The 14,085-nt window shown below is 66.3% G+C and carries 1 protein-coding gene; it reads left to right on the top strand.

Annotated features, from left to right (window positions below; translation table 11 throughout):
* A partial coding sequence (locus ACK59Z_RS25115) for a BapA/Bap/LapF family large adhesin (protein ID WP_409293918.1) occupies positions 1-13,926 on the top strand: 13,926 nt, incomplete at its 5' end.
* Between the last annotated feature and the right edge of the window lie 159 nt (positions 13,927-14,085).

The following is a 14,085-nucleotide window of genomic DNA, read 5'->3' as shown; positions in this document are numbered from 1 at the left end:
TTGTCGCCTGCCCAGGCCAATGGTGAAGCGCTCGATGTGCGTCTGGTGGATGCCGCCGGCAACGCCTCGGCGCCACTGCAATTCGATGCGCCGGACATCACCCCACCTGAGGCAGTAACCAATATTACGGTTGGTGCTGACGGCCTGGCCCTGAGCGGTCGCGGCGAGCCAGGTGCCACTGTGGAAGTGCGCGATGCCAATGGCACCGTGATCGGCACGGGTGTGGTGGGTGCCAACGGCACCTTCCTGATCGACCTCGCCCCAGCCGCACAGCCAGGCGAGCAGTTGAGCCTGGTGCAGACCGACCCAAGCGGCAACGCTTCCTCGGCACTGCAATTCGAAGTCCCGGTCACCACTGCGCCTGCCAGCCCCAGCGACCTTGTATTCGCCGAAGACGGCAGCAGCATCAGCGGTACCGCACCTGCCGGCACCCGTGTGGAAGTGCATGACGCCAATGGCACGCTGATTGGCAGTGTGGTGGCGGGCCCCGACGGCAGCTTCACCGTTACCCTCGACCCGGCCCAGGCCAACGGCGAACTGCTGGACGTGGTGGCCATTGATGACGGCGGCGTTTCCTCGCTGCCCGCACAGATCACCGCCCCCGACATCACCGCCCCTGCCGCCCCAACCGAACTGGTGATCAATGCCGACGGCAGCGTGGTCACCGGCCGTGCCGAACCGGGCAGCACCGTACGCGTGCTGGCCGCCGACGGCACCACTGTGCTGGGTAGCGTGGTAGTTGGCGCTACCGGCAGCTTCAGCATCACCCTCGACCCGCCACAGATAGACGGTGAAGTGCTGCAAGTGACGGCCACCGATGCGGCAGGCAACGCCTCCACCGCCAGTAACCTTACCGCGCCGGACATCGATGGCGGCGACACAACGCCACCGCAGACCCCGACCAACCTGGTGATCAGTGCTGCCGGCAGCCAACTCAGCGGTCGTGGCGAAGCCGGTACCAGCGTTCAGGTACGCGATGACGCAGGCACCGTAATTGCCACAGGCACAGTCAATCCCGATGGTACCTTCGCCATCACCTTGAACCCGGCCATCACCGATGGCAGTACCCTGCAAGTGACCCTGACCGACACTGCCGGCAATGTCTCGCAACCCGGTTCGGTCGCCGCGCCAGACCTGCTGGCCCCAGCGCAGCCAACCGAGCTGGCCTTGGTTGATGGCGTGACCTTTACCGGCCGCGGCGAGCCCGGTGCCACCGTACAGGTGCGCAATGCCACCGGCAGCCTGATCGGCACTGGCTTGGTCAACGAAGACGGCACCTTCAGCGTCACGCTGTTCCCCGCCCAGGCCAATGGTGAGGCCCTGGACATTCGCGTGGTAGACGCCGCCGGCAACAGTTCAACGCCGCTGGCATTCACTGCACCGGACGTCACGCCGCCAGCTGCCGTCAGCAACGTCGTGGTGGGCGCCGATGGCCTGGTGCTCAGTGGCCGTGGCGAGGCCGGTGCTACCGTACAGGTACGTGATGCCAACGGCTCTGTCATAGGCACCGCCACAGTCGGCGCCAACGGAGCCTTCTTGGTCGACCTCACCCCAGCCGCGCAACCGGGCGAGCAATTGAGCCTGGTGCAGACCGATGCGAGCGGCAACGCCTCTGAAGCCCTGCAATATGAAGTCCCGGCAACCACGACCCCAGCCAGCCCAAGCGACCTGGTGGTGGCTGCGAACGGCGCCAGCATCACTGGTACAGCCCCGACGGGCAGCCGTGTGGAAGTACACGATGCCAACGGCACACTGGTCGGCAGTGTGGTGGTAGGTGCCGGTGGCACCTTCACCGTCATCCTCAACCCGGCCCAGGCCAACGGCGAACTGCTGGACGTGGTGGCCATCGATGGCACCGGCGCTTCGTCCCTGCCGGTGCAAATCGCTGCGCCAGACATCACCCCGCCGGTCACCCCGAGCGAGCTAGCGATCAGTGCCAACGGCAGCGAGGTCACCGGCCGCGCCGAAGTGGGCAGCACCGTGCGTGTGCTGGCCGCCGATGGCACCACCGTGCTGGGTAGTGTGGTGGTCGACGCCACTGGCAGTTTCAGCATCACCCTCGACCCGCCGCAGGTGAGTGGAGAGGTACTACAAGTCACCGCCACCGACGCCGCCGGCAACACCTCCACGGCCGGCGACATCACCGCGCCGGACATCGACGGTGGCGACACCACACCACCGGATGCCGCAACCAACTTGGTAGTCGGCCTGGCCGGGGCCCAGCTCAATGGCCGCGGCGAAGCCGGGGCCAGCGTGCAGGTGCGCGATGCCCAGGGCAATGTACTGGCCAACGGCTCGGTCAACCCGGACGGCACCTTCCAGATCACCCTTGACCCACCGGTGAAAGATGGCAGCAACCTGCAAGTGGTGCTGACCGATGCCAGCGGCAATGCTTCTGCCCCGGCGTCGGTGGTTACCCCGGACTTGCAGGCCCCGGCCCAACCGAGCGGCGTGGCCTTGGCCGACGGCGTGACCCTGAGCGGCAACGGCGAGCCAGGCGCGACCGTGCAGGTACGCGATGCCTTGGGCAACTTGCTCGGCACTGGCCTGGTCACTGAAACCGGCAGTTTCAGCATCACCCTGTCGCCGGCCCAGGCCAATGGCGAAATCCTCGACATCCGTCTGATCGATGCCGCCGGCAATGTCTCTTCACCCCTGCAGTTCGAGGCCCCGGACATCACCGTGCCTGCCGTAGTCAGCAACATCGTCGTCGGCGCCGACGGCCTGACCTTGGGCGGTCGCGGCGAAGCCGGTGCTACCGTCGAGGTGCGCGATGCCAATGGCACGCTGATCGGTACCGGCACAGTGACCGCGAACGGTACTTTCCTGATCGACCTCGATCCGGCTGCACTGCCGGGTGAACGCCTGAGCCTGGTACAGACCGACCCGAGCGGCAACGCCTCTGAAGCGCTGACCTACGACGTGCCACTGGTGGTCACCCCGACCAGCCCGAGCGAACTGGTCGTCGCCGCCGATGGCAGCAGCATCAGCGGTTCTGCTCCTGCTGGTAGCCGCGTGGAAGTGCATGATGCCAACGGCACGCTGGTCGGTAGCATCGTGGTGGGTGCCGAGGGCACCTTCACCGTGGTGCTCACACCGGCCCAGGCCAATGGCGAATTACTGGACGTGGTGGCGATCGACAACAACGGCACCTCGTCGTTGCCGGTGCAGGTCGCCGCACCAGACATCACCGCGCCTGTGGCGCCAAGCGATCTGGCAATCAGTGGCGACGGTACCGTTGTCAGCGGCCGCGCCGAAGCAGGCAGCACCGTCCGTGTGCTGGCCGCCGATGGCATCACTGTACTGGGCAGTGTCGTGGTGGGGGCCAGCGGTGCCTTCAGCATCGGCCTCACCCCGCCACAAGTGGCAGGCGAGCAGTTGCAGGTGACGGCCACCGATGTCGCAGGCAACGCCTCCACGGCCGGCAGCGTCACCGCACCGATCGTGGACAACGGCGGCGACACCACACCGCCGGAGCCCGCCACAGAGCTGGCCATCAGTAACGATGGCCGCACAGTCTCCGGGCGCGGCGAAGCGGGCGCCACCGTGGAGGTGCGCAACGATCAGGGGCAAGTGCTGGTGAGCGGCACCGTTCAGCCCGATGGCAGCTTCAATGTGCAACTGCCAACCCCGGTGGTGGATGGCTCGTCCCTGCAAGTGACCCTGACCGATGCCGCCGGCAACGTCTCTACACCTAGCCCGCTGACGGCGCCCGACCAGGTAGCACCGCTGCAACCCACCGACCTGGTGCTGAGTAATGGTGACAGCCTGGTCGGTACTGCAGAAGGGGGCGCACGGATTGAGGTCAAAGATGCCTCGGGCAACCTGATCGGTAGCGTCATTGCCGAGCCGGATGGCAGCTTCAGCCTGACCCTCGACCCGCCCCAGGCCAATGGCGAAACCTTGTCCATCACCGTGACCGATGCGGCAGGCAATACCTCGGTGCCGCTGAGTTACGTGGCCCCGGACATTACTGCACCGGCGATCGTCACTGACGTGCTGGCAGGCGATGGCAGCCTGGCCGTGTCTGGCCGTGGTGAGCCTGGTGCCACAGTCGAAGTGCGTGATGCCCAAGGCGCAGTCATCGGTACTGGCACCGTGGCGCCAAATGGCACCTTCGTGATTGACCTGGAGGCACCGCTGGCCGCAGGTGAGAACCTCGTGCTGGTGCAGACCGATGCCGCTGGCAATACCTCGGCAGTGGTCAGCGTGACCGTTGCCGATACACCGCTGCCCGAAAGCCCGAGCGGCGTGGTGGTGGCCGGTGACGGCTCCAGTGTTTCCGGTACCGCACCGGCAGATACGCAGGTGCAAGTGCGTGACGCGCAGGGCAATGTCCTGGGCAGCACCCAGGCCGGCCCGGATGGCAGCTTCACCATCGGCCTGACCCCGGCACAGGCCAACGGGGAAGCACTGGATGTCGTCGCGGTTGACGAAGCTGGCAACAGTTCACTGCCGACCCAGATCACCGCGCCCGATATCACCCCGCCCAATGAAGCCAGTGAACTGCAACTGAGTGCCGATGGCGGCCTGCTCACCGGTCGCGGCGAACCGGGCACCACCGTGCAGGTCATCAGCGCCGACGGCACTGTGCTGGGCAACGCCCAGGTCGGTGCCGACGGTGTGATCAGCGTGGTCCTGAACCCAGCGCAGACCGACGGCCAGGAACTGGACGTGGTCCTGCGCGACCCCGCTGGCAACACCTCGACCGCCAACATCGTCGCGCCCGATACCGACGGCCCGCTGCAACCCTCCGGGCTGGCTATCGATACCGCTGGCATTCACCTTACCGGCCAGGGTCAAAGCGGCTCCATCGTCACCGTGCGTGACGCCGACGGCAATGTGCTGGGCACTGCCACCGTGGGCGGCGACGGCCGTTTCGACGTCACCCTCAACGCGCCACAGCGCAATGGCGAAAGCCTGACCGTCGAAGCGACCGACAACCTGGGCAATAGCGCAGGGCCGGTGGACTTCACCGCCCCCGACTCTACCCCGCCGCAAGTGGTCACCAACCCGGCCATCGACGGCACCGGTACCACGATCACCGGCAACGGCGAACCGGGCGCCACCGTGACCGTGCGCGGGCCGGATGGCAGCGTGCTGGGCAGCACGGTGGTCGGCGCAGGTGGCGCTTTCGAAATCACCCTCGACACGCCGCAAACCAACGGCCAGGCACTGACCGTGGAGCAACGCGACGCGGCCGGCAACCTGTCGGCGGCAGTCGACGTGTCGGCACCGGATACCCAGGCACCCGATAGCCCCACCGGTCTGGTCCTGGCTGGCGACGGCAGCAGCCTGAGCGGCAGCGGCGAGCCGGGTGCGCAGGTGACCGTGACCGGCACTGGCGGCACAGTACTGGGCACCGCAACGGTCCAGCCCGATGGCTCCTTCCAGGTGGTCATCGACCCGCCACAGCTCAATGGCCAGACGCTGTCTGTCACTCAGGCGGACAACAGCGGCAACGGCTCGCCCGCTGGCACCGTGACCGCACCTGACTTCGAGGCACCGCTGCCGGCGCAAGGACTGGGCCTTGATCCTACCGGCACACTGCTCAGCGGGCAGGGCGAGGCAGGCAGCACGGTAGAGGTACGTGATGCCGCAGGCAACCTGCTAGGCACCATCCCGGTGAATGCAGACGGTACGTTCGAAGTGGCACTCTCCCCGGCCCAGACCAACGGTGAAGTGCTGTCGGTGGTGCTGATCGATGGCGGCGGCAATGCCTCGCCGTCGGCCACTTTCACCGCTGACGACAGTACCGCGCCAGCTGCGCCTGCCGGCCTCACGATCACCCCGGGCGGCAGTGCCATCCAGGGTACCGGTGAAGCTGGCGCCACGGTGGAAGTGAAGCTTGCCGACGGCACGTTGGTAGGCACCGTCGTCGTGCCCGCAGGCGGCAGCTTCACGGTCCCACTATCGCCCGCCCAGTTGGACGGCCAGGCCCTGGATGTGACGCTGACCGATGCGGCCGGCAACATTTCGCAGCCCAGCCAGATCCTTGCGCCTGACATCACGCCACCGGCACTGCCCACCGACGTTGCAGTCAGCAGCGATGGCACGGCTGTGACCGGTAACGCACCTGGCGCCAGTTCGGTGACCGTGAGCGATGGGGCCGGCAATGTGATCACTGTTGCGGTCAACCCGGATGGCAGTTTCAGCGTGCCGCTGGATACACCGCAGAACAACGGCCAGACCGTAACCGTGGTAGTGACCGACGCAGCCGGCAACGACTCGGCGCCGGTCTCTGTCACCGCGCCGGACACGACCAACCCAGAACCGGCGACCGGGCTTACCGTAAGCCCGGATGGCAGCACGGTCGGCGGCACAGCCGAGCCTGGCAGCACAGTGGAAGTCCGCAACCCGGATGACACCGTGCGCGGCACTGTAACTGCAGGGCCGGACGGCACCTTCGTGATCCCGGTCGCCCCACCGCTGGCATCAGGTGAAACAGTCGATGTGGTGGTGATCGACCCTGCCGGTAACGAATCGCCTGAAATACCACTGGCTGGCCCGACCGGTACCGAAGTGGCCACGCCTTCAGCCCTTGCCATCAGCGCCGACGGTTTCCTGCTGACCGGCCAGGGTACGGTCGGCTCGCTGATTACCGTAACCTCCGGGGGCACCACGCTGGGCAGCGCCACGGTCGGCAGCGACGGTACCTTCCGTGTGTTCCTCCAGAACGCCCAGCTCAACGCCCAGATCTTGCAGGTCAGTGCCAAGGCTACCGTCGATGGTCAGCCTTCGGTGCCGGCCATTATCGTGGCCAATGACACCACGGCACCGGACGCGCCGACGCAGGTAAACCTCAACGCCACCGGCAGTACGCTGACCGGCCAAGGCGAGGTGGGTGCAACTGTGCGCGTGACAGACCTACAAGGCACCTTGCTGGGGACTGCAACCGTCGCGAGCAATGGCCTGTTCAGCGTCAGCTTCTCGCCGGCCGTGGCCAATGGGCAGAACCTGATCGTCACCCAGGCTGATGCTGCAGGTAACGTTTCGCTCGCGGCCACCCTGCAAGCGCCTGACCTGCAGGCACCGCTGGCGGCCAGCAACCTCAGCCTCAACAGCGCAGCCACCGTGCTCAGCGGCCAGGGCGAAGCCGGTGCCAGCGTCACCGTGCGCGACGCCAGCGGCGCCATCCTGGCCACCGGCACCGTCAACCAGAGCGGCCAGTTCCAGATCACCCTGCCCAGCGCGCAAGTCACCGGCAGCCCGCTACAGGTCACCCTCAGTGATGCCGCTGGCAATGTGTCCGGCCCGGCCAGCCTGGCCACGCCAGACCATACGCCGCCAGCGGCCATCAGTAACCCGGTGTTGAGCCAGGACGGCCGGCAGCTTTCCGGCAGCGGTGAAGTGGGCGCCACGGTACAGGTACGCAACGCCGCCGGTGCCTTGCTCGGCACCGCCACGGTGGGCGCCGACGGTCGCTTCACGGTGACCTTCGACACGCCGCAAGCCAACGGCCAGGTCATCGGCGTGACGCAAGTGGATGCCGCCAGCAATACCTCGCCGGCAATCAATGTGACAACCCCGGACCTGACCCCACCCGCGCCGCTGACCAACGTGGTGCTGAATAACAACGGCCTGACCCTGACCGGCCTGGGCGAAGCCGGTGCCACGGTCACCGTTCACGGCCAGGACGGGACCATCATCGGCACCGGCCTGGTAGCGGCCAATGGCAGCTTTACCCTCACCCTGAACAGCGCCCAGCTCAACGCCCAGCACCTGAGCGTTACGCAGACCGACGCGGGCAACAACACCTCCCCCGCCGTGGCGGTCACCGCGCCAGACTTCACCCCGCCTACCGCACCGACAGCACTCGCCCTGTCCGGTACCGGGCTGCAACTGACCGGTAACGCCGAAGCCGGCAGCACCGTGACCGTGCGCGATGCCAGCGGCAACGTGCTGGGCACAGCGGTAGCCAGTGGCAACGGCACCTTCCAGGTCACCTTGAACAGTGCCCAGACCAATGGCCAGATGCTGCAGGTGACCGCCACCGACGCAGCCGGCAACGTGTCGCCGGCCGCACCTTACACTGCAGCCGACACCACGCCGCCGGCCGCCGTGACCAACCTGGCTGTCTCCGCCAATGGCGCCACCCTGACAGGCGATGGCGAAGCAGGCGCAACCGTGACCGTACGGGCACCGGACGGTACCGTGCTGGGCAACGCTACAGTGGCCGCCGACGGTCACTTCAGCGTGTCCCTGTCGCCGGCAGCGATCACGGGTGAAAGCCTGAGCGTGGTTCAGGCCGATGCCGCACAGAACGTCTCCCCTGCACAGAGCGTGACGGCGCCGGGTGCGCTGGCACCGGCCACACCGGACAACCTGATACTGGCCGCCGACGGCCTGTCGGTGACCGGCACCGCCGAGGCGGGCAGCACAATCAAGGTGTACGGCCCCAACGGCGTATTGCTGGGCAGCAGCCCGGTCGCCAACGACGGCACGTTCACTGTCAATCTCGGCAGTGCTCAGGCCAATGGCGAAGTGCTGCAGGTCAGCGCAACGGGCCCCGATGGCAGCGTATCGCTACCCGCTACCCTGCAGGCACCCGACACCACGGCACCGCAACCACTGACCAACCTGGCGTTGTCCAGCGATGGCCTGGTACTCAGTGGCCGCGGTGAAGCAGGTGCCACCGTTACCGTGATTGGCGAAGGCGGTGTCGACCTGGGCACTGCCGTGGTCGATGCCAATGGCAACTTCAATGTCAACCTGAACAGCCCGCAGATTAACGGCGAACAGCTCAGCGCCAGCCAGTCCGATGTGGCCGGCAACGAGTCCAACAGCGTCAGCCTGACAGCCCCTGACCGCGTCGCGCCGGATGCTGCCGGCAACCTGGCTTTCGCCGGGGGTGGCAGCTTGTTGAACGGTACCGGCGAAGCGGGTGCCGCCGTGCGTGTGCTCGCCGCCGATGGTTCGGTGCTGGGCAGCGCCACGGTGCGCGCCGACGGGACTTTCCAGGTCAGCCTCGCATCGCCCCAGGCCAACGGCCAACAGGTGCAGGTGGTACTGACCGATGCGGCCGGCAACCAGTCTGCTGCCAGCGCCATCACCGCACCCGATACCACACCGCCAACGGCACCCGGCGAACTGGCCGTTTCCGGTGATGGTGTCACCCTCACCGGCCGCGGCGAAGTGGGCGCGCGGGTGACCGTGACCAACCCGGCAGGCGAGGAAATCGGCAGCGCCACCGTCGATGCCAGTGGCCACTTCACCATCACGCTGAGCCCGGCACTGGGCAACGCCGAGCTGCTCAGCTTCACCCAGGCCGATGCGGCCGGTAACGTGTCGGCAGTGGCAACCCTGCAAACCCCCGACTTCACCCCGCCCGACCCGCTCACCCAAGTGGTGATCAACGCCGACGGCAGTGTGGTCAGCGGCCTGGGCGAGGCCGGCGCCACGGTAATCGTCAGTAACGCGGCCGGTACCGTACTGGGCACGGGTATCGTATTGGCTGATGGCAGCTTCAGCGTCGAACTGTCACCCGCACAAATCAACAACCAGACACTGTCGGTACTGCAGGCCGATCCCCCCGGCAACGTCAGCCTGCCGGTCAACGTGCAAGCGCCGGACCTCACGCCGCCAGCGGCAGCAACCGAGCTGCGGCTCAATGCGGCAGGTGACGAGCTGGGGGGTGTCGGCGAAGTGGGCGCCACCGTGCGCGTGTACGTCGGTATCACGCAGGTGGGTACCGGCACAGTGGGCGCCGACGGGACCTTCATCGTCGAGCTGGATGCAGCGCAGCTCGATGGCCAGGCGCTGCAGGTCACCCTGACCGATGCAGCTGGCAACATCTCGCCAATCAGTTCGGTCACGGCGGTGGACACCACACCACCGGCCTCCGTGGTCGCCATCATCAACGACAGCGGTACCCAGGTGATCGGTACTGCCGAAGCCGGCACCCGCGTCACGGTGGTCAACAACAACGGCGACCTGCTGGGCCAGGTAACGGTGGAGCCGGACGGCACCTTCGTCCTTGACCTGAACCGCCCGCAAATCAACGGCGAAACGCTGACCATCATCGCCCAGGACGCCACTGGCAACCCGTCGGTACCGCTGGCAGTGACTGCGCCAGACCTGACGCCACCGGTGCAGCCGACCGACCTGCTGCTCAACGCAGCCGGTACGTCGATGACGGGTACGGCAGAAGCCGGCAGCACCATCACGGTGCGCGGCCCGAACAACAACATCGTGGGCACGGTGGAAGTGGGTGAGAACGGCCAGTTCACTGTGCCGATCAGCCCGGCACAGAACAACGGCCAGTTGCTGACGGTGGTGTCCACGGATGATGCTGGCAACGCTTCGGTGGCTGTCCCTTACCAGACCAACGACACCTCGCCACCCGACCTGGTGACCAACCTGGCGATCAACAACACCTTCAACGTGCTGACCGGCAAGGGCGAAGCCAATGCCACGGTTACCGTCAGCCTCGACGGAGACGTGATCGGTACCGGCGTGGTGGATGCCGCTGGCAACTTCCAGATAACGCTGGTGCCGGCGGCGGGCTCGCTCGCAACCCTGGAAGTGACACAGTCCGACGGCATCAATACGTCTGCGGTCGCGACCTACCTCACACCCTTGATCGCACCACCCGTGCCGCCCACCGACGTGACCTTGGGCAGCGACGGCCTGACCCTGACAGGCAGTGCACCCAGCGGTGTGGGCATTCGCGTGTACGACGCTGCAGGCAACCTGATCGGTACAGGGGTCGCAAGCCTGAACGGCTCCTTCACCCTGACGCTGGACGCAGCCCAGCTCAATGGCGAACACATTTCGGTGACAGCGGTGGCGCTGATAGGCGGCGAATCGCAGCCGACCTTCCTGCAAGCGGCCGACATCACGCCACCGACCAACCCGGTGGTGACCAGCCTGTCTGTCAATGGCCTGGTGCTGACCGGCACGGGTGAAGCCGGTGCCACGGTGACAGTGCGTGATGCCGGTAACAACGTGCTCGGCACGGCGGTGGTGAATGGCGGTGGCGTGTTCACCGTCAACCTGAACGCCGCGCAGCTCAACGGCCAGGTCCTGGGCGTGAGCCAGGCTGACGCTGCAGGCAATGCGTCCGGCAGCACAAGCTACACCGCCGCAGACCTGCAGCCACCTGCAGCCCCCACCAACGTCGCCATCAACGGCACCGGTACCGTGCTTACCGGTAGCGGTGAGGCGGGCGCTACCATTACCGTCCAAGGCCCGAACGGCCAGGTGGGTACCGGAGTGGTACAAGCCAACGGCACCTTCAGCATTACCTTGACCTCGCCACAGAACGACGGGCAACTGCTGGTGGTACGCCAGGCCGATGCTGCCGGCAACCTGTCCGCCAGCACCAGCCTGACTGCGCCGGACACCACCCCGCCAGCCGCCCCGCTGGCCACCATCAACGCCAACGGCACCTCGGTCAGTGGTGCTGGCCAGGTCGGCAGCACGGTCACCGTGCGCAACAGCGCCGGTACCGTACTGGGTACCGCAACGGTGGGCAGCAACGGCCTGTTCGTGGTCAGCCTGACTGCGGCGCAGATCGACAACCAGGCGCTCAGCGTCACCCTCACCGACAGCGCCGGTAACGTGTCCACAGGCACTGCACTGACCGCACCGGACCTGACCCCGCCTGCGGCTGCCGGCAACCTGCTGTTCAGTGCCGACGGCAGTACCCTCACCGGTACTGGCGAAGTGGGTGCCACCGTCACCGTACGCAGCGCCGGCGGTACCGTGCTGCAGACCGCGACGGTGCAGGCGGACGGCACCTTCACCGTGACCCTGAGCCCGCCTCAGGACAACGGCCAGATCCTTTCGGTGACCCTCAGCGACCCGCGCGGCAACGTGTCGGGCAACGTCAACGTCACTGCACCGGATGTGGATGCCAACGCGCCGGTCATCGCCAGCGACAACCTGGCCACGGCCACGGTCAACCTGGCAGCGGTCAGCGCCACGAAGACCTACACCGACAGCTTCACCACGCTGTTGTCGGGGTTCTCCAAGACCTACACCTGGACGGTGGCAGCAGGCACCACGGCTGACCCTACCCTCACACTGACCACCAACAGCGTGCTGGCATTGCTCAACAACACCAGCTTCACCCTGCAGGTGAAAGACGCCAGCGGCAACTGGGTGACCATCGCCACCGGTAACACTCAGGGCCTGCTCGACCTGATCGTGTTGCCAATCGGCTTGCAGGTGGACATCGGCGTGCTGCAAGCCGGTGATTACCGACTGACCGTGGGCAGTGGCGGCATCGGCCTGATCACCGAAGTGAGCACCACGCTGGACATCGTCTCCACCAGCCTGACCCAATTCACCGGCACCGGCATTGCCACCTCTGGCAACGTCATTACCGACGTGGGTACCGATGGCGCAGTGGATGCTCGTGGCCCGGACAGCGCCGCCGTGCTGCAAGTGCTCAAAGACGGCAGCTACGTCTCGGCCGGGACCGCCACGACGGTTCAGGGCCAGTACGGCACCCTGGTGATCCGTGCGGACGGCAGCTACACCTACACGCCGAACGGCAGCCCGAACAGTGTCGGCAAGGTGGACGTGTTCAGCTACCAACTGGTGCACCCTAACGGCCTGTCCGATGCCGCCAACCTGTACGTGCGCATCGACAGCCCGCAAGCCACGGAGGTCTGGAGCGACACCAACTACGGTGCTCCGGCCACGGTGGTCGACGCAGTCAACGACGTTGGTACCAGCCAGGTCACCCTGGACAACCGCGTGGACTCCAGCAGCAGTACGCTAGGCTCGCTGAACCTGCCAGTGATCGGTACCCGCCAGGCCACCTACACCACCACGGTTGCCGCCAATACCACGGCCGACCTGCAGGTGGTGGTCAACTCCACCAACCTGTTGGGCCTGCTCAACGGCACCACCATCGAGCTGCTCAAGCTCAACCCGGCCACCGGCCAGTACGTGCTGGTGCAGTCGGTGCCAGGTGGTTCGCTGGTCAGCATACTGGGCGGCGGCGCCGGGTATACCTTCGAGAACCAGGGCGCCGGTACCTACCACGTACGTGTCACCGCCGGCGGCATCGGCTTGCTCAGCTCCATCACCACCAGCCTGAACACCACTACAACGTACCTGACCGAGTTCGTGGTCAGTGGCGCGACAGCCGCCACCGGCAACCTGCTGGCTGACGACAATGTCGGTTCGGCCTTGACCGTGCTGAGCGTGCTGACAGCGGCCAACACCTACACCATCCCGGGCTACAACGGGGTAAGCGTGGCCGGCACCTACGGCACGTTGCTGGTGCATGCCGACGGCAGCTACACCTACACCCTGAACGCAGGGCTCACCTCGGCGGTGGTGGGCCAGCACGACACCTTCACCTACGAGCTAAGCCACCCGAACGGCACTACCGACACCGCAACCCTCACCATCAACGTGGACAGCGCCGCCGGCCTCACCGCCACCACATCGCTGCTGGCCGATACCGGCGACGAATCCGCGGCACTCGCCAGCCTGGCAGCGGCCACCGATGTGATCGCCGGCACTGACGGTAACGACCACCTCGATGGCAGCCAGGGTGGCCACATCACCCTGCAGGGTGGTGCGGGTGACGACACACTGGTGGTGGTCGACCAGAACTTCGCCAGCGTCGACGGTGGCTCGGGAACCGACACCCTGCTGTGGGGCGGCGGTGATGCCAGCATTGACCTGGGCAACCTGGCCGGGCGCGTACACGACATCGAAATCCTCGACCTCAACGACACCAGTTCGGTGGCGCTCACCCTCAACCTGGCGGATGTGGTGGCCATCACCGAAACCGGTACCGACACACTGATCATCAAGGGGGACGACAAAGACTCAGTTCACATGACGGACAACTGGACGCTGGTCGGGAACCAAACTGCCGACGGCATCGACTATAACCAGTACACGGCCCAGGAGGATCCAAGCCATCACCTGTGGGTACAGAACGGTATCCATGTGGTTTGAGGCCGCTGTAAACCCGTCGGGTGAATACCCGGCGGCATGGACGACCAGCAGTAAGGGAACTATGTGAAGCGAAGCAGTCCGCTGTCACCGCTGTTGCTGGGAGCCTTCGGGCTCCTGGCCCTGAACTTCCACCCGGTTGCCCAGGCAGCCGATGATATA

This window comes from Pseudomonas sp. KCJK9058, assembly GCF_046230975.1.
Classification (GTDB): domain Bacteria; phylum Pseudomonadota; class Gammaproteobacteria; order Pseudomonadales; family Pseudomonadaceae; genus Aquipseudomonas; species Aquipseudomonas alloputida.
The sequence above is the reverse complement of the archived record's forward strand: the minus strand, read 5'-3'. Positions and strand labels throughout refer to the sequence as shown.